Source organism: Pseudomonas sp. NUPR-001, from assembly GCF_052147955.1.
In the GTDB taxonomy this organism is placed as follows: Bacteria; Pseudomonadota; Gammaproteobacteria; order Pseudomonadales; family Pseudomonadaceae; genus Aquipseudomonas.
Genome location: NZ_CP197353.1, coordinates 4,479,242 through 4,504,937 on the forward strand (window position 1 = coordinate 4,479,242; position 25,696 = coordinate 4,504,937).

Consider the following 25,696-nt stretch of genomic DNA (forward strand, 5'->3'; position numbering starts at 1 on the left):
GTCGGGAGGCAATTGCCATGCTGCTCAATCTGTTCAATGAAATGCGCGCGGCCAAGGTGCCGGTGTCGGTGCGCGAACTGCTGGATCTGCTCAATGCACTCAAGCAGCGGGTAACCTTCGCCGACATGGACGAGTTCTACTTCCTGTCGCGGGCGATCCTGGTCAAGGACGAGCGCCACTTCGACAAGTTCGACCGTGCGTTCTCCGCCTATTTCAAAGGCCTGGAGAACCTTGACCGGCATCTGGAAGCCTTGATTCCCGAAGACTGGTTGCGCAAGGAATTCGAACGTTCGCTGACCGATGAGGAGCGCGCGCAGATCCAGTCGCTCGGGGGCCTGGACAAACTGATCGAAGAGTTCAAAAAGCGCCTGGAAGAACAGAAGGAACGCCATGCCGGCGGTAACAAATGGATCGGCACCGGTGGCACCAGCCCGTTCGGCTCAGGCGGCTTCAACCCCGAAGGCATTCGTGTCGGCGATGCCGGCAAACGCCAGGGCAAAGCGGTCAAAGTCTGGGATCAGCGCGAATACAAGAACCTTGATGATCAGGTCGAACTGGGCACGCGCAACATCAAGCTGGCCCTGCGCCGCTTGCGTAAGTTTGCCCGTCAGGGGGCGGCTGAAGAGCTGGATATCGACGGCACCATCGACCACACCGCCCGCGATGCCGGCCTGCTGAACATTCAGATGCGCCCGGAGCGACGCAACAGCGTGAAATTGCTGCTGCTGTTCGACATTGGCGGTTCGATGGATGCGCACGTAAGAATCTGCGAGGAGTTGTTCTCGGCCTGCAAGACCGAGTTCAAGCACCTGGAGTACTACTACTTCCACAACTTCGTCTATGAGTCGGTGTGGAAGAACAACATGCGCCGCACCTCGGAACGCACCTCGACCATGGACCTGCTGCACAAGTACGGCGCTGACTACAAAGTGGTGTTTGTGGGCGATGCGGCCATGGCGCCTTACGAGATCACCCAACCGGGGGGGAGCGTCGAGCACTGGAACGAAGAAGCCGGCTACGTGTGGATGCAGCGTTTCATGGAGAAATACAAGAAGCTCATCTGGATCAACCCCTACCCCAAGGACACCTGGGGCTACACCGCCTCGACCAACATCGTGCGCGAGTTGGTCGAAGACCGGATGTTCCCGTTGACCTTGCGCGGCCTTGAAGAAGGCATGCGCTTCCTGTCCAAGTAACACCACCCGGTAGGAGCGGGCTTGCCCCGCGATAGCGGTGTGTCAGGCAAACCGAAATCGCGGGGCAAGCCCGCTCCTACCAGCGCTGCAGATAATCTCGATGCTGCTGCCAGGCCAGCGCCTGCACCACCGGCCTGAACCGTACCACACTCCCCGGCAACCGCTGCGCCAGCCTGGCCAGGGCCAGCGGCGTCAGCGCCCCGAGGCGCGGGTAACCACCAATGGTCTGGCGATCATTGAGCAGCACAATCGGCTGCCCATCCGGTGGCACCTGCACTGCCCCCAACGGAATCCCCTCGGAAATCATCGGCGCCCCTTGATACTGCAAGGCAGGCCCTAGCAAGCGCATGCCCATTCGATCAGCGCGGCTGTCGAGGGTCCATTCTCGGTTGAATGCCTCGAACAGGCTGGTGCCGCTAAAATCACCGATCTGCGCGCCGAGCACCAAGTCGAGCGGGCTGTCGTCACTCAGGTCTGGCCGCAGTGCCTCGGGGACGACCTGCAGTTCAGGTGCAGCCCCTCGGTACTCCAGTGTTTGCCCCTTTGCCAGCGCTGATCCCAGGCCATCGAGCCCACCCAGTTCCTCGCGCACCACACTGGCACAACTGCCCAACACCTGCGGCGCCGTGAAGCCACCCGGCGCCGCCAGATAGGCACGCGCACCCTGCAACGGCTGATTCAGGCGCAAGCGCTGGCCGCGTTTGAGGGTAAAACTGGCCCAGGGCTTGAGTGCTTCGCCGTCGATTCGCGCATCCAGATCAGCCCCCGCCAAAGCCAGGCAGCAATCCTCTTCAGCCACCAGGCTGAAGCCACCGAGGGTGACTTCCACCACCGCCGCATCGCCCGGATTGCCCAGCAGCCAGTTGGCCCAGCGCATCGACACCCAGTCCAGCGCGCCGCCCTGGGTCACGCCCAAATGGCGCACGCCAAAGCGCCCAGCATCCTGCAACAGGCACAGCGGGGTGCTGGCCTCAATCGACAAGCGGCTCATGACAACGCCTCCAGCGGGGTATCGTCGCCGCCCAGGTTGATGAAGGTGGCGTGATCCACGGCGACAAAGCGCACCCGGTCGCCCGGCTGCAACAGGCTGTAGCCATCACGCTCACGGTCGAACAGCTTGCTCGGGGTGCGCCCTATCAGGTTCCAGCCACCGGGAGACACTGCAGGATAAGCAGCGGTCTGGCGCTCGGCAATGCCGACGCTGCCGGCCGCCACACGCTTGCGCGGGGTCGCCAGGCGTGGCGCCGCCAACGCTTCTTCAACCAGGCCCATAAAGGCAAAACCCGGGGCAAAGCCCAAGGCAAACACCTGATACTCGCGTTCACTGTGGCGGCGCACGATATCGGCCACGCTGGTGCGGCAACGCTCGGCCAACAGGCTCAGTTCCGGCCCCACACTCAGGTCATACCACACCGGCACCTCATGTTGCCGCCCGCCACTGCCGTTGTCGGCTTGCAGATGCTCCAGTGCTTCGCGAACCAGTATCCGCGCCTGCTCCGGCGACAGTTGCAGCAAGTCGAAATGCACCATCACCGTGGTGTAGGACGGCACCAGATCAATCAGCCGCTCGGCGAACACCGCGCGCAAACGCTGAGCAGCAGCCAGCATCCACGGCATGTTGGCCTCATCGATGGCGTCGAACAGGCGCACCATCAGGCAGTCGATGGCCACCGTTTCAATGCGGTAGTTCATACCGCCACCAGCGCATCAAGGGCCTGGCGGATCTGCTGTACCGCTGCCACCGAACTGTCGTTATCGCCGTGCACGCACAAAGTATGGGCCTGCAGGCGCAGTTCACTGCCGTCCACGGCGATCAAGGCTTCGCCGCGGGCCAGGCGCAAGGCCTGGTCAACAATGCGCGCCGGATCATGATGCACCGCACCCGGCAGACGCCGCGACACCAGGTGACCGGCCGCATCGTAGGCGCGGTCGGCAAACGCCTCGAACCACAGGCTGACGCCGTATTCATCACCCAACGCCTGGGCAGCGCTGTTATCGGCCGTAGCCATCAGCATCAGCGGCAAGTCCCGGTCATAGCTGGCGACCGCTTCGAGCACTGCACGCAGTTTCAGCGGGTCGGCCATCATGTCGTTGTACAGCGCGCCATGGGGTTTGACGTAGGCAACCCGGGTTCCCTGGGTACGGCAGATGCCATCCAGTGCACCGATCTGGTAATGCAGCAGATCGCGAATTTCCTCGGCACTGCAAGCCATCGAACGGCGGCCGAAGCCGGCCAGGTCCTGATAGGCCGGATGGGCGCCGATGCGCACGTTGCTGGCCACAGCCAGGGCCACGGTCTTGCGCATGATGCCAGGGTCGCCGGCATGGAAACCGCAAGCGATATTGGCGCAATCGACAAAGGGCATGACCTGGGCGTCCAGGCCCATGGTCCAGCTGCCGAAACTCTCACCCATATCGCAATTCAGTAATAGGCGGCTCACGTCTGTGACTCCTTCAGGCTCGGCCTTAGTGGGCTTCAAGTTCTTTGCCGCGGGTTTCCGGCAGGCTCAACGCTGCCAGAATTACCACTCCGTAGGACACGGCGGCAAATCCGCCGATACCCAAGCTCAGTGGCACCTTCTGGCTGAGCATACCGATCAGCAGCGGGAAGAACGCCGCCAGTGCGCGGCCGATGTTGTAGCAAAAGCCCTGCCCCGAACCGCGAATACGGGTAGGGAACAGTTCAGTCAGAAACGCCCCCATGCCGCTGAAAATACCCGAGGCGAAGAAGCCCAGTGGAAAGCCCAACCACAGCATCACGCCATCGCTGACCTGCATCTGGGTGTACAACAGCACGATAATGAACGAGCCCACGGCGAACAGAATGAAGTTCTTTTTCCGGCCCAACAGGTCGGTGAGATAAGCGCTGATCACATAGCCGACATAAGAGCCGACGATCACCATGGCCAGATAGCCGCCGGTACCGAGCACGCTCAGGCCACGCTCGTTCTTGAGGAAGGTCGGCAGCCAGGAGGTGATCGCGTAGTAACCGCCCAGCGCACCGGTGGTCAGCAGCGAGGCACGAATCGTGGTGAACAGCATGCCCGGGGCAAAAATTTCATAGAAATGCGACGGCGCTTCGGTTTTTTCCGCGGCCTTGGCCTGACGGTAGATTTCCGGGTCTTTGACCAGGCGGCGCACAAAAATCACAAACACCGCTGGCACGATGCCCAGCAGGAACAGGGCACGCCAGGCATCTTCCGGCGGCAGCAGGCTGAACAGCACTGCGTAGAGAATGGCGGTCAGGCCCCAACCAATGGCCCAGCCCGACTGCACCATGCCCACGGCTTTGCCGCGATCCTTGGCGCGAATCACTTCGCCGATCAGTACCGCGCCTGCAGTCCACTCACCGCCAAAGCCGAAGCCCATCAGGGTGCGTGCGATCAACAGTTGCTCATAATTCTGGGCAAAGCCGCAAAGGAAGGTGAAAAAGGCGAACCACAGCACCGTCAGTTGCAGGGTGCGTACCCGGCCGATACGGTCGGAGAGGATGCCGGCGATCCAGCCGCCCAGCGCCGACGCGATCAGCGTGGTGGTGTGAATCAAGCCCGCTTCAGCGGTGGTGATGCCCCACAGGGCGATCAGGGTGGGGATGACGAAGCTGAGCATCTGGGTGTCCATGCCATCGAGGCCGTAGCCGATCTTGCAGCTCCAGAAGGTCCGTCGTTCCTGTTTGTTGATATTGCGGTACCAGTCAAAAGGACCGGCCACTGACCTGGATTCGACCTGTTGCTGCACGCCCGATGGGTTCATGGTTGCCTCAGCTTGTTGGTATTGTTTTAAAGGCGGCGATCTTTGTCGCAACCTGACTGTCATTTTTCGATGGGCACGTTTTGTCGTCCAACGAGAAAAACCAACGGTCTGGCATAAGAAAAATTTGATCAGTGAGTGCCGCATGAACCTCAAGTTCCTTGAAACCTTCGTCTGGGTCGCCCGGCTCAAGAGTTTTCGCCTGACCGCCGAAAAGCTCTTCACCACCCAGGCGTCGATCTCCAGCCGTATCGCTGCACTCGAAGCCGACCTTGGGGTCAAGCTGCTGCTGCGTGACTCACGCGGGGTGAGCCTGACCCCTGAGGGCAGCAAGGTCCTGGAGTACGCCGAGCAGATGCTCGACACCGCCAAAGCGCTCAAGCAATCGCTCGACAGCGACCGCGCCAAGGTCGGGCGTGTACGCCTGGGGGTGATGGACACGGTCATTCACACCTGGATGAGCCCGCTGGTCTCGGAACTGATGGAGCGCTACCCACAGGTAGAAATCGAATTGGTCGCCGATACCGCGCTCAATTTGCGCGAACAGCTGCAAAAAGGCTTTCTTGATGTGATTCTGCAAACCGACCTGCTGCGCCAGGAATCGATCCGCAGCCTGGACCTGGCGCGCTACCCGATGGGCTGGATCGTTGCCAGCCAGTCCATCTACAACCGCGACTACGCCTCGCTGGCCGAATTGGCCCGCGAGCGCATCGTGACCTTTTCGAAAAACTCCCGGCCACACCAGGAAGTCCTCAGCCTGCTACAGGCCGAAGGCGTCAGTGCACCACGTTTGAACTGTGTGAACTCGGTGGCCGCCATTACCCGCTTGTTGCGTGACGGCTTCGGCATCGGTGCCCTGCCCCCCGCACTGGTCAGCGAAGAACTGGCGCGCGGCGAACTGACCCTGCTGCCGCTGGCGCAGCAGCCGCCAAGCCTGGAACTGGTGGTGGCCTGGCAGACTGGGGTCGAACTGGTGGATGAAGTGGTAGCGCTGTGCCGCAATGTGCTTGAACGCTATGCCGCCAACGCCGGCCCTGAGCGGATCCGGCTGGTTTAGCGCCAGCTCTCCGCCACCGCTTTGCGACGGCCACCAAGCAGCACCCAGCCGATCAGCAACAGCAGGCTTTCCACCAGCAGCGCCAGCAGCAAAGCACAGCTCAAGCCCCAGGCCAGCGCCTCGGGAGCGAGCAGAATCTGGTAGCTGTAGCCTTTGAGGGTTTCCTCACGCAACTGGCTGTCGGCATTCACCAGCACATGCCAGGTCCGCTGCAGCCAAGGGCCCTGAAGAATCTGCCATTCACTTTCAAAGCGTCGATTGCGGATCAACAGGCTGTCGATGCTGTTGGCATCGCTGTTGAACACCGGATCATCGCTGCTGCGGTAATGACGCACCAAGGCCTGCAGGTCACCATTGAAGAAGCGCCGGGCGGTTGCTTCGAAGCCTTTCAGGCCTTCGCGGGACTCCAGCAAATGCGCCTCGACGCGCTGGCTGTAGTCATTGATCAGGCCAGGTACCTGCAGCCCTACCAGCAAGCCGAAGGTGAACAACAGCAACCGCAGGTAACTTCTGAACATGACCTATCCCTTAGCGTTGTCCTTGAGCGATGCACTCACCACGGCGCCACAAGGCCCATTGACCCGGTTCGTAACGCTGCCAGGTTTCGTTCTCGGTCAGCGCTTCGGTGGCGATTACCGTGACCACATCATTGGGTGTGGTTTCGGCCTGAAAGTCGACGATCATGTCGACATCCTTGAGCCGCGCCGGGCCGAAGGGCGCGCGGCGAGTGATATGCACCAGCTTGGTCGAGCAGAAGCAAAACAGCCAGTCGCCATCGCTGAGCAGGCAGTTGAACACACCCTTGCCACGGTACTCGGCACAGGCCTCAACCAGCACCGGCAGCAGCTCTTCAACCTCCACCGGCTCGGGAAACGCCTCGCGCACACGGTTGAGCAGGTCGCAGAAGGCCGCTTCGCTGTCGGTATCGCCAATCGGTCGATAGAAGCTTGCCTGACCTTTGAACTCGCCCAACTGGCCGTTATGGGCGAAGCACCAGTTGCGTCCCCACAACTCACGCACGAAGGGGTGGGTGTTGGACAGGCAGACCTTGCCAACGTTGGCCTGGCGAATATGGCCGATCACCACCTCGCTTTTGATCGGGTAGCGCTGCACCAGATTGGCCACTTCCGACTCACAGCTGGCCGCAGGGTCCTGGAACAGGCGCAAGCCGCGGCCTTCGTAGAAGCCGATACCCCAGCCATCGCGGTGCGGCCCGGTGCGTCCACCGCGCTGCATCAGCCCGGTGAAGCTGAAGACGATGTCCGTCGGCACGTTGGCACTCATGCCCAATAGTTCACACATGCTTGGCTGCTCCCGAGCAAAGACTACAAGCGCGGTTCAACCCGCGGACGGTTGCCACCCTGCGGCGCCTGGGGCGCATCGCGATAACGGTCGCGGCTGTCGGCGCTGAACGCCTCGTCGGCCACCGCCGGCCCGGCATCACGCTGTACGGCGGCTTCGGCCTGCTCGCGTCGCGCTTTGGCGCGTTTTTCCAGCGGCCAGCGCAGCACCACGAACACGCCGTACAAGGCGAATGCGATCATGCCGTACATGGCCAGGTCGGCGGCGGCACGCAAGGCGTTGTTACCGACCTTGAACAGCAGGTCGAGCGCGGTAATGGCAATGGCGGGGGCGAACTTGTCTTTGACCGGGTCGATGATGGTCGGGGTCAGCAGCAGGACTGCCATCAGCACCCGCAGCGGTTCACGCAACCAGCGCCACATCCAGCGGGTCAGGCGAAAGCCCACCGCCAGGCAACCCAGGGCAGCCAGGGCGTAGAGGCCCCAGGCGAGCAGATAGTCGTTCTCGGTCATGGTGTCCGTGGCAAGCTAAGCAAATAGACGCTTATGATAAACACATTTGAGCGCGCAGGCGCCCCCCAGCCAAGAGATCACCGCATGTCCGCAGACGCCACCGCCCCCCTCGCCCCGATTGCCCGCAAGGCCGAAGGCGCTGATCCTTATGCCTGGCTTCAGGAACGCGACAGCCCCGAAGTCATCGACTACCTGAACGCTGAAAACAGCTATCAGCAAGCGCAACTGGCCGACCAGGCCGCGCTGCGCGAACAGCTGTTCGAAGAGATCAAAGGGCGGATTCTGGAAACCGACCTGTCGCTGCCCTCGCCCTGGGGTCCTTACCTCTACTACAGCCGCACCACGGCCGGCGAAGAGTACCCGCGCCATTACCGCTGCCCACGCCCGGCGGACGACTCCAACAGCGTCGATGAAAGCCAGGAAGAACTGCTGCTGGACCCGAACCAACTGGCCAACGGCGGGTTTCTTTCGCTCGGTGCCTTCAACGTCAGCCCCGACCACCAGCGCCTGGCCTATAGCCTCGATACCAGCGGCGACGAGGTCTACACCCTGTACGTCAAAGACCTGACCAGCGGTGAAATCGAGCAACTGCCGTTCGAAGAGTGCGACGGCAGCATGACCTGGGCCAACGACAGCCAGACCCTGTTCTTCGCCACCCTCGACGACACCCACCGCCCGCACAAACTGCTGCGCCATCGCCTCGGGCGCGAAGGTAGCCAACAGGTATTCGAAGAAACCGACGGGCGTTTTTTCCTGCATTGCTACCGCGCCAGCTCCGAGCGTCAGCTGATCCTGCTGCTCAACAGCAAGACCACCAGCGAAGCCTGGGTGCTCGATGCCGAACAGCCTGACGGCGACTTCACCTGCCTGGCGGCGCGGGTCGAAGGCCATGAGTACTTCCCCGACCATGGGCAGCTTGACGGCCAATGGCGTTGGTTCATCCGCACCAACCAGGATGGCATCAACTTCGCCCTGTACCAGGCCGACAGCGAACAGGTCCCGACCCGCGCGCAATGGCAGTTGTTAGTGCCGCACCGCGATACGGTGATGCTCGAAGGCCTGAGCCTGAACGCCAGCGCCCTGTGCCTGAGCCTGCGTGAAGGCGGGCTGCCAATCATTGAAGTGCACCCGCAGGGCCTTGCGCCTTACCGGGTCGAACTGCCCGATGCGGCCTACAGCCTCTATGTGCAAGACAGCCTGGAATTTGTCAGCAGCCGCATCCGTCTGCGTTACCAGGCCCTGAACCGCCCGGCGCAGGTACGCCAACTGGAGCTGGCCGACGGCAGCCAGCAGGTGCTCAAGGAAACCCCGGTACTCGGCCCGTTCGACCCGGACGCCTACGTCAGCCAGCGCTTGTGGGCCACCGCCAGTGACGGCACCCAGGTGCCGATCAGCCTGGTGCAGCGACGCAGTGACCTGGGCAAGCCGGTGCCGCTGTACCTGTATGGCTACGGCGCCTACGGCGAAAGCCTCGACCCGTGGTTCTCGCATGCGCGCCTGAGCCTGCTCGAACGCGGCGTGGCCTTCGCCATTGCCCATGTGCGTGGCGGTGGTGAGCTGGGCGAGGCCTGGTACCGTGCCGGCAAGCAGGAGCACAAAACCAACACCTTCAACGATTTCATCGCCTGCGCCGAACACCTGATCGCCCAAGGCGTGACCCGCGCCGACCAATTGGCCATCAGCGGCGGCAGCGCGGGCGGCCTGCTGATCGGCGCGGTGCTCAACCAGCGTCCTGAACTGTTCAAGGCAGCCATTGCCGAGGTGCCGTTCGTCGACGTGCTCAACACCATGCTCGACCCGGAACTGCCGCTGACCATCACCGAATACGACGAGTGGGGCAACCCGGAAGATCCCGAGGTGTACGCGCGGATCAAGGCTTACGCGCCCTACGAGAACGTCAAAGCCCAGGCCTACCCAGCCCTGCTGGTAGTGGCGGGCTATAACGACAGCCGCGTGCAGTACTGGGAAGCGGCCAAGTGGGTGGCCAAGTTGCGCGTTACCAAGACGGACAACAACCTGTTGCTGCTGAAAACCGAAATGGATGCCGGCCACGGTGGGATGAGTGGGCGCTATCAGGGTCTGCGGGATGTGGCGCTGGAATACGGCTTCGTCTTCAAAGTGCTGGGTATCGCCTAGTGGGAGCGGGCTTGCCCCGCGATGCGGTGTACCAGACAGACCGCAATCGCGGGGCAAGCCCGCTCCCACAAGGGGTGCAAGACAGGCTTAGTCCGCTGGTGACTTGTATTTGCTGTCTTGGGGCGTCAGCCCCGGCAAAGGCTGGTCCCTGGGCGGAGCCGGTACTTTGATGGCCGGCAGCAGCGGCGAGCCCGGCTTCGCATCGCCCGCACGCGGGATGCTGCTGGGGGTAATCTGTGGGTACGGGGTCGGGGTCGCGGTGCCCGGCGCCCCCGGTACCGGGGCGATCGTTCGCGGCTGCAAATCGGCAGCCAGCACCGGCTGCAGGCAGGCAAGCATGAGGATGGCAATGGTCGAACAGCGCATGCGCAGTCTCCTTGAAACACCTCCTCACAGGCTACGCCCAAGTTCAGCGCTTTGCCTGTCCGAACAGACCATCAGCACGCTAAACTTCAGGGTATAACCGTACCAAGCCCGATAAAAGGTAATCCCATGAGTTCGTCATCCTCTGCCGCCGCCACCGCACGGCTCGACCGTATCCTCGCCGACGCCAAGCGCGACAAGGAGATGGGCTATCGCGACAAAGCGCTGAAAATGTACCCGCACGTCTGCGGCCGTTGCGCCCGCGAGTTTTCCGGCAAGCGCCTGAGCGAGCTGACCGTGCACCACCGTGACCACAACCACGACAACAACCCCCAGGACGGTTCCAACTGGGAGTTGCTGTGCCTGTACTGCCACGACAACGAGCACTCGCGCTACACCGACCAGCAGTACTTCAGCGAAGGCTCCACCAGCAGCCCGACCACCGCCAAGGCCACCCACAACCCGTTTGCAGGGCTGGCCAGCCTGCTGAAAAAGGACTGATCACAATCCCCTGCCCCACGGCGGCCGGCAAGCCCGTATAATCGCGTTCTTTTTTGCGAAGGGCCCCGGCACGTGGCGAACAAACGGTACAGCTGCATTGGTCTGTTCAACCCCAAGTCAGCGGAGAACGTCGGTTCAGTGATGCGCGCGGCGGGTTGCTACGGCGTCAACTCGGTGTTTTACACCGGCAAGCGCTATGAGCGCGCGCGCGACTTCGTCACCGACACCAAGCGCGTGCACTACGACATTCCGCTGATCGGCATCGACGACCTGCAAAAAATCATTCCGCTGGGCTGCACGCCGGTGGCGGTAGAGCTGGTCGACGGTGCCCGACCTTTGCCTGAATACACCCACCCCGACCGCGCCATCTACATCTTCGGCCCCGAAGACGGCTCGCTCGACCCGAGCGTGCGGGCCTGGTGCGAAGAAACCATCTACATTCCAACCCAGGGCTGCATGAACCTCGCCGCCACGGTCAATGTGGTGCTCTACGACCGCCTGGCCAAGGGCCTGAACACGCGCTCCGGGCCAAAGTTCAAGTAATCCGCATTAGCGCAGCAGTTTGCTCGACAACACTTCAGACTGACGCCCCAGCACACTCTCGCTGAGCTGGATGAACTCTTCGGTGCTGACGGTGCTCAGGCGCATCAGCGCACGGGTGACGTCGTCCAGCGAGCGCTGGTTGTGCGAATGCAGGCGGATTTCCCGGTCCAGTGCCTGCAGCAGCAGTACACCGCGCGCGGTCACGGCACTGTCAACCTGCTCGCCGCGCAAGCTGGTGACTTTGCCGCCACGCAGCTCAAGCCCGGCCTGCAGCGCCTGATAGCGATCGTCCGTAATACCGCCAGCACGGCGCAGCAATTCGATGGCGTAATACTCGTTGATACTCTCAGCGATCCAGTCGCTGGCCTGGCGGTCGTTGATCTGCGCAAAGACATGCACCAACTCGCGCAACAACGGGCTTGACCCGGTTTCACTGACCAGCGGCCGGCTGCTGTGCAGGTAAATCGAATGATGGCCGGCCCGCGTACCGCGCCACAGCTGATCGCGAGCCCCGACCAGCAGCAGTTTCGGCGGATTGCGCGGGAACACCGCCTGCAATTGCGGCCAAACGAAGGTCAATAGCGTCAGGTTATCCAGACGGCGCATGCCCTGCCCTTGCGGCGCGGCCACACTGACTTCGGTTTCACCCAGGCGCGCGCGCCGGGTACCGATGCTGCCAGCGACCATCCAGCCAGTGGGGCGGTCGAACAGGCGCGAGACGTTGTCGATACGAAAGCGCTGTTTACCAATACGTGGCCAAGGCGTCTCGACGCTCTTCCAGCCGCTGGGCAGTTCAAACGTCAGACGGGCCACCAGCTCGGTGCCATCCTGCTGGTCAAGGCGCGCTGGCGGCACCAGGTCATCGCCGCGAAACAATGCCCAGTCGGGGGTTATCCGGGTTTCGTAGCTGCCGTTGCCCAATCGATGAGCCAGCTTTACACGGTAGCTCAGCTCGCTCTTGCCGGGCGCCGGTTGCCACTGCCCGCGCAGGCCTTCGCCTTGCAGTTGCCATTGGCCGTCGGCCTTGAAATCGCTGTAGGCATGCTGCTTGCCCAGGTCGAAATCCAGGCTGCGCACCGCAGCGCCCTCGGCCAGGGTCAAACGCACCTCGGCCTGCTGGCTGTCGGGGAGCAGACGAACGTGATAATCCAGATTGACCTTCTTCGCCCAGGCCGGTGAGCTGGCCAACAGACCCACAGCCAACAGCCAATGGCACTGCACACGCATACAGAAACTCCTTGTTCCCCAACGCGATGTCCGGCGAGCCAGAGCGGCTCAGCCGGCGCGAAAAATCAGATGCTCTTCCCAGTCATCCTCATCGACGCTGTTCTCGCTCAACATGCGTCCAGACTGGGAAATACGCTGTTTGTGTACCTGTTCGCGGTCGCCGCACACCAAATGGTGCCAGTCAGGCAGATCCTTGCCTTCGCTGATCAGGCGATAGCCGCAGGTGGTCGGCAACCATTTGAACTGATCGGCCTTGCCGGGCGTCAGCTGGATGCAATCGGGTACCACCTTGAGTCGATTCGGGTAGTCGCTGCACTGGCAGGTGTTGAGGTCCAGAAGTTTGCAGGCGATACGGGTGTAATAGACGCTGTTGTCGTCTTCGTCTTCGAGCTTTTGCAGGCAGCACAGGCCACAGCCATCACACAGCGACTCCCATTCCTGGCGGTCGAGCTGTTCGAGGGTTTTACGCTTCCAGAAGGAATCGGCGCTGGCAATCATGTAACGGATGTCCTGTTTCAATAGAGGCGCCGCAGTGCGGCGGCGCCAGTCTAGGGCGAGTCTTGCGCCATTGCCAGACCGCTTGTCAGGGCCGACACGACACAGTAGTTTGGCCCAGGTTTTCAATTCCCCATTCCAGCTGCCAAGGAACTCGCCATGAGTGCTAATCCTCGCGTTGCCGACCACGCCATCGACGATCAATTCATCCAGCGCTGGTCGCCTCGCGCCTTCACCGCCGAACCGATCAGCGAAGCCACCCTGCTGAGCTTCCTCGAAGCCGCCCGCTGGGCGCCTTCGGCGTACAACTCGCAGCCATGGCGGTTCCTTTATGCGCGTCGCGATACGCCGAACTGGCAGCGTTACCTGGGCCTGCTCAACGAGTTCAACCGCAGCTGGGCGCAACACGCCTCGGCGCTGGTGATCGTGATCTCCAAGACCACCTTCGCCGCCCCTGGCAGCAGCGAAGAAAAACCGGCCTTGTGGCACACCTTCGACACCGGTTCTGCCTGGGGTCACCTGGCCCTGCAGGCCAGCATCAGTGGCTGGCACACCCATGGCATGGCGGGCTTCGACCAGGAACTGACCCGCAAAGCGCTGAAAATCCCTGAAGGCTACGACCTGCACGCCGTGGTCGCCGTGGGCAAGCTGGGCGACAAAGCCAGCCTGGCAGAGGCCCTGCAGGCCCGTGAAATGCCTAGCCCGCGCCGTCCGCTGAGCGAACTGGCAGCTGAGGGCGATTTCAGCTTGTAACAGCAGGTAGGAGCGGGCTTGCCCCGCGATTGCGGTGTGTCAGTGACGTTGCATCGCGGGGCAAGCCCGCTCCTACTAATAGCCCCGCAAGAAATCCACTTCCCCGCGCAATGCCTGCCCTGCTTCATACGCCCGCAGATTCTCGACAAACAGCCGCACCATCGCCGTCGGCGAGGTCGGTGCCGAGCTGTGTCCGGTCAACAGCAGGCCAAGCGCCGTCCAGAACGGATGGCGGGCCGGCAACGGCTCCTGACGACACACATCGATCACCGCCCCGGCCAGATGCCCAAGCTTCAGGGCCTCGACCAGGTCGCCGTCCACCACGGCAACACCGCGACCGGCATTGATGAACAACGCATCAGGATTGAAACGGGCAAACAGCGCAGCATCGTACAGGTCATGGGTCGCCGGGGTATCCGGCAACAGGTTGACCACATAATCAACCTCGCCCACCAGCCGCCCCAGTTCGCTGAGCGCCGCCACTTCGATAAAGGGCGCCTGCTCACGTGCCTGGCTGGCGACGCCGTACAACTTGACGCCAAAGGGCAGAAGAAACTCGGCAACGCGCTGACCGATGTCACCGGTACCGACGATCAACACCCGGCGCCCTTCCAGGCTGTGCCCGGTGCGATCATCCCACTTGCGTTCCACCTGGCTGACCAGGCGCGCCAAGACCTCACGCTCGTGCCCCAGCATGTAGGTCAGCACGTACTCGGCCATGACCTGGCCGAAGATGCCAACCGCACGGGTCAGGCGATAGTCACGTTGCAAGCCGCTGGCCAGCAACGGGGTGATCCCGGCCCAGGTCGACTGCAGCCATTGGGGCTGGTGCCCCTGGCGCAACAACGTCGCGAGCAAATCGGGCTGTCCCAGCCACACCGGGCACTGGCCAGCCTGGTCAGCCAGTTCGGCCGAGTCTCCACTGGTCAGCACCTCAAGGTCCGGGGCGGCCTCGCGCAGCAGGCGGGCGTAAAGGGCATGATCCTGTTCAGCGATCAAAACACGCATGTTCGTACAACCTTGGCAGAAACACTGAAGGCCGCCAGGCCCTGGGCCGTGGCGGTATCACAGCAAACAGGCCGGGCTCAGACCGGGTCGTTGCGACGCAGCAGCTCTTCGGGCAGGTGCTCGATGTACTCGTCTTCGGCGGGCGGCATCTGCAGGTGGTAACCCTGCTGCTCGAGGTTTTCCAGGACCTTGGCGATATCTTCGCGGGCCAGTTGGCGCTCTGGGGTGAGGACCAGGTCGAAGGCGTGCACCGGCTTGCCGAAAAATGGCAGCAACCCTTCAGGGACGCGCTCCAGGCCATCGGCCTTGAGGACGTAAAGGTACATTTCGTTCTTGCGCGGGCTCTTGTAAATCGAGCAGATACGTTTCATTGCGGTTCTCCAGCGCTGGCCAGACAGTCGAGCAGCGCTTGCCCCATACGTTCACGGCGCCAGCCGCGCAACGAATCGGGTAGTTGATAAGGCCCAGAGGGATAACCACTCTTGAGCAGCGACTCCAGGATCTTCTTGCGCAACATCAGCTCGGGAGCAATGTTCAGGCGCTCGGCCTCAGCCTGGCCAATGGCGCGCAGTTGTTTGAGCAGCGCCGAGGCTTCGATCGGCAGCGGCTCGGGCACCGCGGGCGGCCATTGCGCAGGCGGCAGGCTGGCGGCCTGCTTGATCAGTTGCAACAGGAACTCGCCATCCTGACGAATGGTGCGCGGATGCATGTCTTCGATTTTCGCCAACGCCGACAGCGAATCCGGCTGGGTTTTGGCCATTGGCCACAAAGCATTCTCACGCAAAATGCGGTTGCGTGGCAGGTCGCGGGCGCGCGCTTCCTGCTCACGCCACGCACACAGCTCGCGCAGAACCGCCAACTGTGCCCGGGAGAGTTTCCAGGCCAGTTTGGCGTCGCGGTACAGCTCACGCGGGTCGGTTTCCCGGCGCAGTTGGGCAACCAGTTCGGCGCCGTCTTCCAGCACCCAGGCGTGCTTTTCGTCCGACAGTTGCGGGCGCAGGCGCTCGTACAGTTCGGCCAGGTGTACCGCATCTTCAGCGGCGTAGCTGACTTGGGTGTCCGACAACGGCCGCTGCAGCCAGTCGGAACGCGTCTCGCCCTTGGGCAGTTCGATACCCAGCACTTCTTGTACCAGGCGCGAATAGCCCATGGAAAAGCCCAGGTTCAAATAGCCGGCGGCCAACTGGGTGTCGAACAGTGGCGTAGGCAAACTGCCAGTCAGGCGTGAGAGCACTTCAAGGTCTTCACTGCAGGCGTGCAGCACCTTGATCACGCTGGTGTCTTCCAGCAACTCGGCCAGTGGTTGCCAGTTACCGATACGCAGCGGGTCGATCAGGTAGGCACGCTCGCCGTCGCCGATCTGGATCAACCCGGCAATCGGATAAAAGGTTTCAACCCGCATGAACTCGGTGTCGACTGCCACGAAGGGCAGTTGGCGCCACTGCAGGCAGTGTTCAGCCAGGCTGCTATCGTCGCAAATCCAGTGAATATCGATGGCCACAAGGCTCTCCCACTAACAATGGCGCGCAGTATATACGGCGTAGGCCATTGCCGGTAAACCTGTGGGAGAGGTAGTCAGCCACCTCGCATAACGGGTCAGGCCCGCTTCTGAAGCGTCGGCCGGCAACGAGCGAACATGTCTAATTGTTGATCGTAGACCGCCGTACGCACCTGCAACAGACCGAGCATGGAATGGAACAGATTGTCCTGGCTCAGGGGTTGGTCACGCTCCTCGTTCAGACAATCGGTATCAACAGCGAAATCCTGGCGATAACTGTCAGAAAACCAGGCCAGCATCGGTACATGCTTCTGCTGCTCCGGCGCCAGCATATAAGGCGTGCCATGCAGGAACAGGTTGTATTCCCCCAGCGACTCGCCATGGTCAGACAGGTAAAGCATGGCGGTATCGACCTTGTCTTGCTTGCTGCGCAGGATATCAATCAGCGACGCCAGCACATGGTCGGTGTAGACCAGGGTGTTGTCGTAGGCATTGATAATGCTTTGCTCGCTGCATTGGTTCAGCGCGTTGCTCAGGCACACCGGAGTAAAACGCTCAAATTGCATCGGGTAGCGCTTGAAGTATTCCGGACCATGGCTGCCCATCTGGTGCAGCACCAACACGGTGTCTTGTTGCAAGTTGTCGATCATCGAAGCCAGTCCTTGCAACAGGATCTCGTCATGGCATTCGCTGTCGGTGCACAGCGGTGAATCCTTGGTATTGCTGACATCTTCGAATTGCACCCGGTCGCAGGTGCCCTTGCAGCCAGACTGATTGTCACGCCAATGCACACTCAGGCCGGCGCGCTGCAGTACATCAAGCAAGCCTTCCTGGCTCTTGGCCTTGCTGGCTTTGTATTCGTCACGGGTGAAACCAGAGAACATGCACGGCACCGACACCGCTGTTTCGGTACCGCAGGAGTGGAAATCACTGAACGCAATCAGCCCTTGCTCCTTGCTCAATTGCGGCGTGGTGTCACGGCTGTAGCCCAACAAACCAAAGTTCTGGGCCCGTGCGCTCTCGCCCACCACCAGTACCGTCAGCGACTTGCGGGTGTGTTGTTGCCAGGCTGGGTCACGCTGGGCGTCCTCGCCGATTTTGACAAACGGCTTGGTCGCCGTGCCGAGCTGTTCACCGACATAACCGAAAGAGGCGCCGACCACATTACTTGGCACCAGCATCAGGCGAATTTCATGATGGTTGCGAAACAGCGAAGCCAGCCCCTGATAGTTGAGCAACGCCACTACACCCAACAACGCCACGCAGGCAATACTCGCAACGAACTTACCAAACAGCTCACGGTACCAGACGCGAAATTTGATCGGTGTCTTGTACAACAACAAGGACGGCACGACACCCAACAACAAAATATAAACACCTAATTTTAACGAGAGTAAATCACGCACTTCCGCCGGATTAGTTTCAGCGGTATTTCGCAACATGCCCACATCAATCAATACACCGTATTGATTCATGAAATAAGCCGCGCCCGCACCGGCCACAAACAACACCACCAACACCGGCTTCAGCACCCGGCGAAACGCCACGAAGGTCAGCACCAGGTTGAATGCGCAGAAGATCAATACTGCAAAGGCCAGACGCAGCAGGACACCTGAGACACCAGGTTCAACAACGCTGGACAAGTGACTCCAGAGTACCGAGTTGTAGGCAACAAGCAGGTACAGACTGGCAAGCAACGTAACCCATTCGGCCCGCAGTGGTTTGATCTTCAAGATGATGCTCGCTTGGTAATTATTCGGTAAACGCGCCGTTGCAGCGCACTTCTCAGACCAAGCGAACGTTAATTAGAGCGGTATGAATTTTTTGTGAAAAAGACGCCAACATTTAGTGGGCTGGCGTCTATTTAATCATTACATTTTTTTCACATTAGTTATGCACGCAGCACTAACCCGGCAGGTGTAGTTTTGAATAAGAGTCCCGATCAATATCCAGCACCTCGACACACAGCTGGATATCCACCCCCGCCGTGCCCGGCACCTCCTCGTGGAGCACCGCCAGCAGGCTCGCTGACAATTGTCGCTTCACCTCGGCAGAGCGGCCGCTGAGGATCGCCAGCTTGATATGGGCGAAGGCCCGCGCGCTCATCGCCGTGCCCACCCGGTAATGGGCCAGCGCCACCGCACGGCTTTTGATATCCAGCTCATCGGCGAACTGACCGCTGCCAACCAGGGCATGGTTCAGGCGCAACAACAGGCGGTCGACGTCCAGCGCAGGCAGGTTTTCGCTGTATTCCACGTGTAGATGAGGCATTGCAGGGGCCTTGGGCTCAGAAATGTTGCAACAGACTACCTCAACCACGGAACCCGACAAACACGGCTATTCTCATAGTTCATGACTTCCACCCCAACCCCCGAGAGGTGAAGAAATGCCGACCAAGCACGATCTGCTCGCAGACTTGAACATCAAAAAAGATGAGTTCGACGCCAAGAAGAAAACCGATTCACGGTTAAGCGAGCTGCACGACAAGTACAACGCCATCGATGCCGAAGTGCTCAAGGCAGAATCCAGCAGCGCCAGTGATGATCAAGTCACGTTGCTGCGAAAAAAACGCCTGCTGATCAAGGACGAAATAGTGTCCCACCTGAAACCGTAACACCTGTAGGAGCGGGCTTGCCCCGCGATAGCGGTTTGTCAGGTACCACGCTATCGCGGGGCAAGCCCCCTCCTACGTGCGTCAGGGCCGGGTCCAGACGACTGGGAACCAATCTTCACGCATACGCTCGCCGGTGCTCAGGCCAATCCCCGGAAACGGTGGCGAAGTGCGCCCCGGGCGCTGAATGTAGCGCACGTCATCCCCCATAAAGCGTGTTGAAAACGCCCGCCGACGATTACTCCCAGCGTTACCGGCAGCGCCGTGCACGGTGCGAAAATCGAACACCACCGCATCCCCAGGCTCAAGCTCCGGCGAGAGAATCTCATACTCGCCGTTCTCCACATCCGGCATGTCCATGAACAGGCTTTCACCGGAGCCGGCATCGGTAGCACCATAAAAATCCTTGTTGCTGGCCCAGCTTTTCGGCCGCACTGGCTTGGGCCAACGATGCGACCCCAGCACCACGCTCAGGGTGTTGTGGCGGGTGACCGGATCCAGCGGAATCCAGTAGCTGGCGGTCTGCAGGCCATCGACACAGTAGTAGGGTAAGTCCTGGTGCCAGGGCGTCGGTTTGGAGGTGCCAGGCTCCTTGACCAGAATATGCTCATGGAACACCTGCACTTCACGCGATTGCATCAGTTCACCGGCAATCGCCGCAGCTGGAGAACGAAGCACGAAATCGGTGAAGGCCGGAATGCGCTGCCAGTTGCAATAGTCTTCAAAGAAGCGCCCGCCTTCACCGCTGCCGACGTTCTCGATGGCAAAGGCGCTGGGGTCCGCGAGATTCTGTTCGAAACCTTCACGCAAGCGCTCGATCCAGTCGCTGAATACACCGCGTAACACGATCGCTCCATCACGTTGAAACTGTTCGATATCGGCTTTCATCGGGGGCAGTCCTCTCTTGTTGTAGTGAACAAAAGTATTGGACGCCGTTCTTGGCCCGGTAAACGACACTTTGCCTATTCGCCACTATCAGCATTCTGTATGGCCCGCCTTATTGTCAGGCCCGGCAATTGGCCGGTTAATAACCCTGCCTGTCTCCTTCGGCGCCTTGCCACTGAACAATAAGAACAATGAGGAGTTACCTGGGATGAACGATCACAACACCGTCCTGCGGCGGGGTTTGAGCACCCGTCATATCCGCTTTATGGCGCTCGGTTCTGCAATTGGCACCGGGCTTTTCTATGGTTCCGCTTCGGCGATCAAACTGGCAGGGCCTTCGGTGCTGCTGGCGTACTTGATTGGCGGGGCGGCCATTTACATGATGATGCGCGCCTTGGGCGAGATGGCCGTGCGCAATCCGGTGTCGGGCTCGTTCGGCCAATACGCAAGCCAGTACCTGGGCCGCTTTCCCGGCTTTTTGACCGGTTGGAGTTATGCCTTCTCAATGCTGGTGGTGTGCCTGGCAGACGTCACCGCGTTCGGCGTTTACATGGGCTTCTGGTTCCCGGAAACACCCCGCTGGATCTGGGTATTGGGCATCGTGTTTTTCATCGGTGCCTTGAACCTGTGTAGCGTCAAAGTGTTTGGCGAACTGGAGTTCTGGCTGTCGCTGCTGAAGGTCACCGCGATTGTGTCGATGATCCTTGCCGGTGCCGCAGTGCTGATGTTCGGCATCCAGTTGGGCGGCTCGGGCGAGACAGTGGCCACGGTCAGTAACCTGTGGAGCTACGGTGGCTTCTTTCCCAATGGTGTGGGCGGCATGATCGCCTCGTTCACCGTAGTGATGTTTGCCTTCGGTGGCGTGGAGATGATCGGCATTACCGCCGGTGAAGCCCGCGACCCGCAGCGGGTCATCCCGAAAGCCATCAACTCGGTGCCGCTGCGCATTCTGCTGTTCTACGTGTTCACCCTGTTCGTGCTGATGTCGATTTACCCCTGGACCCGGATCGGCAGCGAAGGTAGCCCCTTCGTGCAGATCTTCAGCGGCCTGGGCATCGAGTCAGCGGCAACCTTGTTGAACATCGTGGTGATTTCAGCGGCGGTGTCAGCGATCAACAGCGATATTTTCAGTGCCGGACGCATGATGTACGGCATGGCCCAGAACGGCCAGGCACCGGCCAGTTTCTCTCGCCTGTCACGCTTTGGCGTACCGTGGATGACCGTGGTGGTGATGGCGATTGCCCTGTTGTTCGGGGTGCTGCTCAACTACCTGGCACCAGAAAACCTGTTCCTGATCCTGGCGGCGGTAGTGACCTTCTCGATCGTTTGGGTGTGGCTGATGATCCTGCTGTCGCAGATGGTCATGCGCCGTGGCATGCGCGCTGACGAAGTGGCCAAACTGCACTTCCCGGTGCCGCTGTGGCCGGTAGGCCCGGCTTGTGCGGCGCTGTTCATGCTGTTCATCTTCGGCGTTCTGGCCTGGTTCCCGGATACCCGCATGGCCCTGTATGTCGGTATCGGCTGGTTGTTGCTGCTATCGCTCGGCTACTGGCTGTGCCTGGCGCGCAAAGGCAAAGCCCTGGCGCCCGCGGCTGATCCGGCGAGTTAAGTCAGACCGCGAACTGCTCGCTCGCCCAGTCGAGAAACGCCTGCGCCGCCGCAGACGGGCGCATGGCGCTGGACTGGGCCAACACCACTGGCTGAGGGCTGACGCTTTCGAGCAGCGGCCGACAGGCCAGTGGTTTGCCGTCGTAACTGCAATCCCCCACCGGCCGCGTGCACGACAACGCCACGCCATAACCATGGGCGACCAGCCCGCGCTGCATCTCGAAGGTCTGGGTCAGCTGTGTTGCTGCGGGTTGCAGATCGTGGGCCCAGAACAATGAGAGGAAATACTCGCGGGTTCTGGCGATGTCTTCGAGGATCAGGCACTCGGCGGCCAGATCGACCAGCGAAACCTTCTCCTGCGACGCCAACGGGTGATCGGCAGGCAGCAGCGCATACGGCGCCAATTGCGCCAATACACGTTTCTCGATTGGTGAATCCAGGCCGACATCGTAGGTCAGTGCCAGCTCGGCCTTACCATCGCTGAGTCGGCGGTTGACTTCGGCCAGGTCGGCTTCGAACAGGGTGATGGTGACTTCGGGATAGCGCAGGCGAAAGCCGCTGAGCAGACGTGGTGCGTAGTAAGGGCCCAGGTCCTGGAAACAGATCAGGCTCAAGGCACCGCGCACAGCGGGTTGTTCCTCGCTGCGGCCACTGATTGCCGTGGCCAGGTTGAGCATCTCCCGTGCCTGCTCCAGCAGCGTGCGCCCCGTCGGGGTCAGCTCCAGGCCGCGGCTGACCTGACGGTGAAAGAGTTTTTCGCCGAGGGTCGCTTCCAGCTGCGACAACGCCAGCGACACCGAGGGTTGGGAGATGTGCTTGGCGCGCGCCGCTGCGCTGACGCTACCTTGCTCGGCAGCGGCAACGAAGTACTCCAATTGACGCAAGGTGAAACCAATCATCGCAGCGCCCCGACAGTTGCTTGCACAGTCGGGGCATTATGGCGGGTTTGCCCGCAACCCGGTAGGAGCGGGCTTGCCCCGCGATAGCGGTCCGTCTCTCACACCGCCTCGCGGGGCGAGTCCATTTAATTACACGCGTTCTTTTACCGCTTCCTGCGGCGGCTCGCTGCTGTGCGCGCTGCCCCAGATTTCTGCGTCGATCTTGCCTTCAAGCTCCGGGTAGTCCTTGGCGTTGAACTCCGGCGTACCTACCGCGTTCTGGGCAAAGTAGTCGCGGGTCAGCTTGATCACTACACCCGACAGCAAGCAGATCGCAATCAGGTTGATAGTCGCCATCAGGCCCATGGCCGCGTCAGCCGCATCGAATACGGTAGCGACACTTTCGTAAGCACCCCAGACCACCATCAACAGCGCAGCAGTACGCAGCACGGTCAGGCCCAGCCGGGTGTTCAGCTTCAGGTACACCATGGCGTTTTCGGCATAGGTGTAGTTACCAATGATGGAGGTGAAGGCAAAGAAGAAGATCGCGATGGCGATGAAGTACTGCCCAGCCCAGCCGATGTGCTCGTTCATGGCCGCCTGAGTCAGCGGCGTGCCGGTCATGTCAGGGCCAGGCACCACACCGGAAAGCAAGATCATGATGGCTGTGGCGGTGCAGATCAGCAGTGTGTCGATGAACACGCCCAACGCTTGCACAAAGCCTTGCGAGGAAGGGTGATGCGGATTGGGGGTGGCGACCGCCGCGATGTTCGGCGCCGAGCCCATGCCCGCTTCGTTGGAGAACAGCCCGCGCTTGACGCCGTTGAGCAATGCCCCGGCCACACCGCCGACTGCCGACTCAAGGCCGAAGGCGCTCTTGACGATCAGCATCAGCACGCCAGGCACTTCGCTGATGTTGGTGACGATCACGTACACCGCAACCAACAGGTAGGCGCCCGCCATGAACGGCACGATCCATTCGGCAATACGGGCAATCTTCTTGATGCCACCGAAAATCACCAACCCGGCCAGCACGGCAACCACCACGCCGGTGGTCAACTTCGGCACGCCAAACGCGCCAAGGGTGGCATCGGCAATCGAGTTGGCCTGCACCGCACCAAACACCAGGCCAAAGGCAATGATCAGGCACACCGAAAAAATCACCGCAGCCCACGGCGCATTCAGCCCCCGGGCAATGTAGAACGCCGGGCCACCGCGATACTCACCGTTGCTGTTACGGACTTTGTACAACTGCGCCAGGGTGCTTTCGGCATAGGCCGTAGCCATGCCCAACGAAGCGACCACCCACATCCAGAACACTGCGCCCGGGCCACCGAGGGTAATGGCCACGGCGACACCGGCCAGGTTACCGGTACCGACCCGCGAGGCCAGGCTGGTACACAACGCCTGGAACGGGGTAATGCCCGATGCATCATTGGCAGGTGCGCGCAGCACCGAGCGAAAGAACTCGGGCAAATGGCGAAACTGGATAAAGCCCAAGCGGACAGTGAAGAAGATACCTGCAGCCAGCAGGCCATAGATCAGAACATACCCCCAGAAGAAGGTATTAAGTGCGTTGATCACGGCGGTCATTGTCTGTTCCCAAATAAAGCGCAGGGCCGGTTAAGGGCCCTGCTCAGTCTGTAAAGCTACCGACGTCGAGAGCGACTCGGGCTTACTTAAATGTGCGAAGCCTGTAGCCAAGGCAGTAGCCCGCAGTTTCAACAACCTGTTTAGGCATCACCGGCTTGGTGACGAACGCTATCGAGCGTCAACGCCCGAATCGACCAACCTGCACGGACAGGTGAGTTGGCGATTGTGATGAAGGCCGACATGATAGCAGATCCCGTCGCCGCCATCGGCGATGAGGCATTTGCAGCGCCTCAACACCTCGTAGAAGCCGCAAGCATTAACCAACGGCAATGCTCTGGTCACCTGACATTTCTATCAGTATCGAGCAATCGCGGCAGACGGTAGCCTCGTGTTCACCCACGACTTGAGGTGATCAACATGGCCGGACAATTGGACCCTGAGTATGGCAACAATGGCGCCGCCCCAATTCCTGCAACGCCACCTCGTAATCCGGATACGGAAACCCTGCAGACACTCACCCAGTGCGTAGACGCAAACGGGGTCAGCGCATTTTGTGGATACCTCGCCGATGAACCCAGCGATGAAAACCCGCTGTTCACTCGACTGCTGGCGAACGGCGAGTGGGATGAGGTTACCGGGCATGTACCGCCAGAACCAACAGGCGATCCGAATGAGCCCGACGGCCTGTTCGCGTTTAAAACCCTGAACTCAGTTGAAATCGGCAGCGAAACTAACTACCTGACTGTTTCGGCGCCGGTCTACTTCAACTATAAGAAAGGCACTTATCTGGAATACTTTGCAGTAGGGCGCTTCGATGAAGACTTCAGAGCCGTCCCGGACTTTGGTTACAGAGGCTTTGCTTACCCACACCCAGGAGCACCTTGGGAAATTCTCAGCAACAAAATGCTACGCTCACAGTGCAGCCACTATAGTTCTACCCGCGCGCTGCTTTACTGGACCAGGCGCCCCATTGCACTTATCAACAATACAATCCGGGTGATCTATCCACAGTTCATCTCTGACATAGATGATAATGAGTCGACTTCCACCTGGATAGCACTGCTGTCGCCACAAACAGGTCAATTGGCTGCGGGGTTAGGCAACAACCGTGACAAGTACCAGATGCCACTCACTGATGCCTGGGGTGAACCGCTTGAGTTGCATCGCGCTGTTTTTCTGAATGACGGCGGTTTTCTGTTGCTGGCACGCACGCAAGACACCCGTAACGTTGTGCTGCGCCGCTACTTCGACAACGGCCTGCCCGACGAAACGTTTGCCAACGGTGAAGGTCAAGTAGTGCTTCCCAGCTCGTACAGCAAGCGCTACGGCATGGGCGTAAAAAACAATCGAGTTATCGTTTCCGAAGGGACTCAATACGATGTGGATGAACCTTCAACTGTTTACTGCTACCGCCTGGACGGTTCAATCGACGAAACCTTCAACGCCGGTGAGGCACTGAGACTTGGCAGTGGCTTAAAACTCGATCACGCACAGTTCGACGCACAAGGGCGAATTGTATTGGCAGGCACCCAGTATCTTCCGCCACCCGACAGCGCTCTGAATGTGGTGCGATTGCTACCTTCCGGTGAGCTCGACGAGACGTTCGGCGAAGGTGGATTTTATGACGGAGCCCCCTACTATGCTGCCGCCAACGACCTGTTCGTGACCGACAATAAAATACACGTGCTGTCACTGTTTCCCGTGCAAGGCGCTGCCCCCTTCTATGAAGTCATGCTGAAAATCCTTGATTGAGCCTCGGCTAGCCGTTCATCGCGGGAGG

Annotated in this window: 27 protein-coding genes; 9 read left to right on the forward strand and 18 right to left on the reverse strand. The window is 60.6% G+C overall.

Annotation, left to right across the window (positions count from 1 at the left end; genetic code table 11):
* Positions 1-17: 17 nt before the first annotated feature.
* A complete protein-coding gene (locus ACP6KB_RS20430; RefSeq protein ID WP_442109093.1) occupies positions 18-1,196 on the forward strand; it encodes a vWA domain-containing protein in 1,179 nt (392 codons plus the stop codon).
* Positions 1,197-1,272: 76 nt separating this feature from the next.
* On the opposite strand, the gene ACP6KB_RS20435 is transcribed toward ACP6KB_RS20430, so the two are convergent.
* The 4 genes from ACP6KB_RS20435 to ACP6KB_RS20450 are packed head-to-tail and all read right to left on the reverse strand — an operon-like array spanning position 1,273 to position 4,949.
* Positions 1,273-2,187 carry a biotin-dependent carboxyltransferase family protein gene (locus ACP6KB_RS20435; RefSeq protein ID WP_442109094.1) on the reverse strand — a complete coding sequence of 305 codons (915 nt, stop codon included), beginning with the start codon at positions 2,185-2,187 and terminating at the stop codon, positions 1,273-1,275.
* Positions 2,184-2,888, reverse strand: coding sequence for a 5-oxoprolinase subunit PxpB (pxpB, locus tag ACP6KB_RS20440; RefSeq protein ID WP_442109095.1), 705 nt, complete (start codon positions 2,886-2,888; stop codon positions 2,184-2,186). The genes ACP6KB_RS20435 and pxpB overlap by 4 nt, the downstream gene beginning before the upstream one ends.
* Positions 2,885-3,637 (reverse strand): 5-oxoprolinase subunit PxpA, encoded by a 753-nt coding sequence (locus tag ACP6KB_RS20445; RefSeq protein ID WP_442109096.1) that lies wholly within the window; start codon positions 3,635-3,637, stop codon positions 2,885-2,887. Before ACP6KB_RS20445 ends, pxpB begins: the two co-directional genes overlap by 4 nt.
* Positions 3,638-3,662: 25 nt before the next feature.
* Positions 3,663-4,949 (reverse strand): MFS transporter, encoded by a 1,287-nt coding sequence (locus tag ACP6KB_RS20450; protein WP_442109097.1) that lies wholly within the window; start codon positions 4,947-4,949, stop codon positions 3,663-3,665.
* Between the two features lie 142 nt (positions 4,950-5,091).
* Here ACP6KB_RS20450 and ACP6KB_RS20455 point away from each other — a divergent pair, with 142 nt between their 5' ends.
* Complete coding sequence (locus ACP6KB_RS20455) at positions 5,092-6,003, forward strand: LysR family transcriptional regulator (protein ID WP_442109098.1); 912 nt, start codon at positions 5,092-5,094, stop codon at positions 6,001-6,003.
* Here the strand turns inward: ACP6KB_RS20455 and ACP6KB_RS20460 are convergent.
* The 3 genes from ACP6KB_RS20460 to ACP6KB_RS20470 are packed head-to-tail and all read right to left on the reverse strand — an operon-like array spanning position 6,000 to position 7,817.
* Complete coding sequence (locus tag ACP6KB_RS20460; RefSeq protein WP_442109099.1) at positions 6,000-6,521, reverse strand: DUF2937 family protein; 522 nt, start codon at positions 6,519-6,521, stop codon at positions 6,000-6,002. The genes ACP6KB_RS20455 and ACP6KB_RS20460 overlap by 4 nt on opposite strands.
* Positions 6,522-6,531: 10 nt before the next feature.
* A complete protein-coding gene (locus ACP6KB_RS20465; RefSeq protein WP_442109100.1) occupies positions 6,532-7,305 on the reverse strand; it encodes a class II glutamine amidotransferase in 774 nt (257 codons plus the stop codon).
* A 23-nt stretch (positions 7,306-7,328) separates the two neighbouring features.
* On the reverse strand, positions 7,329-7,817 hold the full coding sequence (locus ACP6KB_RS20470; RefSeq protein ID WP_442109101.1) for an MFS transporter: 489 nt from the start codon (positions 7,815-7,817) through the stop codon (positions 7,329-7,331).
* Between the two features lie 84 nt (positions 7,818-7,901).
* On the opposite strand from ACP6KB_RS20470, the gene ACP6KB_RS20475 reads away from it, so the two are divergent.
* Positions 7,902-9,953, forward strand: coding sequence for a S9 family peptidase (locus ACP6KB_RS20475; RefSeq protein ID WP_442109102.1), 2,052 nt, complete (start codon positions 7,902-7,904; stop codon positions 9,951-9,953).
* An 87-nt stretch (positions 9,954-10,040) separates the two neighbouring features.
* Here the strand turns inward: ACP6KB_RS20475 and ACP6KB_RS20480 are convergent, their stop codons facing one another.
* A complete protein-coding gene (locus ACP6KB_RS20480) occupies positions 10,041-10,319 on the reverse strand; it encodes a hypothetical protein (protein ID WP_442109103.1) in 279 nt (92 codons plus the stop codon).
* 126 nt (positions 10,320-10,445) lie between these two features.
* Between ACP6KB_RS20480 and ACP6KB_RS20485 the strand changes: the two genes are divergently transcribed.
* Both ACP6KB_RS20485 and ACP6KB_RS20490 read left to right on the forward strand, forming a co-directional pair.
* Positions 10,446-10,817, forward strand: a complete 372-nt coding sequence (locus ACP6KB_RS20485) for a YajD family HNH nuclease (RefSeq protein ID WP_133217458.1) — start codon at positions 10,446-10,448, stop codon at positions 10,815-10,817.
* Between the two features lie 72 nt (positions 10,818-10,889).
* Positions 10,890-11,360 carry an RNA methyltransferase gene (locus ACP6KB_RS20490; RefSeq protein ID WP_038613734.1) on the forward strand — a complete coding sequence of 157 codons (471 nt, stop codon included), beginning with the start codon at positions 10,890-10,892 and terminating at the stop codon, positions 11,358-11,360.
* A 6-nt stretch (positions 11,361-11,366) separates the two neighbouring features.
* Here ACP6KB_RS20490 and ACP6KB_RS20495 read toward each other — a convergent pair whose 3' ends face one another.
* Both ACP6KB_RS20495 and ACP6KB_RS20500 read right to left on the reverse strand, forming a co-directional pair.
* Positions 11,367-12,581, reverse strand: coding sequence for a hypothetical protein (locus ACP6KB_RS20495; RefSeq protein ID WP_442114351.1), 1,215 nt, complete (start codon positions 12,579-12,581; stop codon positions 11,367-11,369).
* Positions 12,582-12,635: 54 nt separating this feature from the next.
* The gene (locus ACP6KB_RS20500) at positions 12,636-13,085 is read right to left on the reverse strand and encodes a YcgN family cysteine cluster protein (RefSeq protein WP_442109104.1); all 450 of its coding nucleotides are present in this window, start codon (positions 13,083-13,085) and stop codon (positions 12,636-12,638) included.
* 156 nt (positions 13,086-13,241) lie between these two features.
* Here ACP6KB_RS20500 and ACP6KB_RS20505 point away from each other — a divergent pair, with 156 nt between their 5' ends.
* Positions 13,242-13,835: a nitroreductase family protein gene (locus ACP6KB_RS20505; protein ID WP_442109105.1), complete on the forward strand. Its 594-nt coding sequence runs from the start codon at positions 13,242-13,244 to the stop codon at positions 13,833-13,835.
* 75 nt (positions 13,836-13,910) lie between these two features.
* Here the strand turns inward: ACP6KB_RS20505 and ACP6KB_RS20510 are convergent, their stop codons facing one another.
* The 5 genes from ACP6KB_RS20510 to ACP6KB_RS20530 form a co-directional block, all read right to left on the reverse strand.
* Complete coding sequence (locus ACP6KB_RS20510; RefSeq protein ID WP_442109106.1) at positions 13,911-14,843, reverse strand: D-2-hydroxyacid dehydrogenase; 933 nt, start codon at positions 14,841-14,843, stop codon at positions 13,911-13,913.
* A gap of 77 nt (positions 14,844-14,920) precedes the next feature.
* On the reverse strand, positions 14,921-15,214 hold the full coding sequence (locus ACP6KB_RS20515) for a YcgL domain-containing protein (protein WP_115088258.1): 294 nt from the start codon (positions 15,212-15,214) through the stop codon (positions 14,921-14,923).
* Positions 15,211-16,344 (reverse strand): ribonuclease D, encoded by a 1,134-nt coding sequence (rnd, locus tag ACP6KB_RS20520; RefSeq protein ID WP_442109107.1) that lies wholly within the window; start codon positions 16,342-16,344, stop codon positions 15,211-15,213. Before rnd ends, ACP6KB_RS20515 begins: the two co-directional genes overlap by 4 nt.
* Before the next feature lie 95 nt (positions 16,345-16,439).
* Positions 16,440-18,077, reverse strand: coding sequence for a phosphoethanolamine transferase (locus ACP6KB_RS20525; RefSeq protein WP_442114352.1), 1,638 nt, complete (start codon positions 18,075-18,077; stop codon positions 16,440-16,442).
* A gap of 169 nt (positions 18,078-18,246) precedes the next feature.
* Complete coding sequence (locus ACP6KB_RS20530; protein ID WP_442109108.1) at positions 18,247-18,612, reverse strand: 5-carboxymethyl-2-hydroxymuconate Delta-isomerase; 366 nt, start codon at positions 18,610-18,612, stop codon at positions 18,247-18,249.
* Between the two features lie 115 nt (positions 18,613-18,727).
* Here ACP6KB_RS20530 and ACP6KB_RS20535 point away from each other — a divergent pair, with 115 nt between their 5' ends.
* Positions 18,728-18,955, forward strand: coding sequence for a YdcH family protein (locus ACP6KB_RS20535; protein WP_442109109.1), 228 nt, complete (start codon positions 18,728-18,730; stop codon positions 18,953-18,955).
* An 81-nt stretch (positions 18,956-19,036) separates the two neighbouring features.
* Here ACP6KB_RS20535 and ACP6KB_RS20540 read toward each other — a convergent pair whose 3' ends face one another.
* Entirely contained in the window at positions 19,037-19,840 is an 804-nt protein-coding gene (locus ACP6KB_RS20540; protein WP_442109110.1) for a phytanoyl-CoA dioxygenase family protein, read from the reverse strand.
* 205 nt (positions 19,841-20,045) lie between these two features.
* Here ACP6KB_RS20540 and ACP6KB_RS20545 point away from each other — a divergent pair, with 205 nt between their 5' ends.
* Positions 20,046-21,446, forward strand: coding sequence for an amino acid permease (locus ACP6KB_RS20545; RefSeq protein ID WP_442109111.1), 1,401 nt, complete (start codon positions 20,046-20,048; stop codon positions 21,444-21,446).
* A gap of 1 nt (position 21,447) precedes the next feature.
* Here ACP6KB_RS20545 and ACP6KB_RS20550 read toward each other — a convergent pair whose 3' ends face one another.
* Both ACP6KB_RS20550 and ACP6KB_RS20555 read right to left on the reverse strand, forming a co-directional pair.
* Entirely contained in the window at positions 21,448-22,344 is an 897-nt protein-coding gene (locus ACP6KB_RS20550) for a LysR substrate-binding domain-containing protein (RefSeq protein WP_442109112.1), read from the reverse strand.
* A gap of 129 nt (positions 22,345-22,473) precedes the next feature.
* On the reverse strand, positions 22,474-23,916 hold the full coding sequence (locus ACP6KB_RS20555; protein ID WP_442109113.1) for an alanine/glycine:cation symporter family protein: 1,443 nt from the start codon (positions 23,914-23,916) through the stop codon (positions 22,474-22,476).
* Between the two features lie 417 nt (positions 23,917-24,333).
* Here ACP6KB_RS20555 and ACP6KB_RS20560 point away from each other — a divergent pair, with 417 nt between their 5' ends.
* Positions 24,334-25,668: a delta-60 repeat domain-containing protein gene (locus ACP6KB_RS20560; RefSeq protein ID WP_442109114.1), complete on the forward strand. Its 1,335-nt coding sequence runs from the start codon at positions 24,334-24,336 to the stop codon at positions 25,666-25,668.
* Positions 25,669-25,696 lie beyond the last annotated feature (28 nt).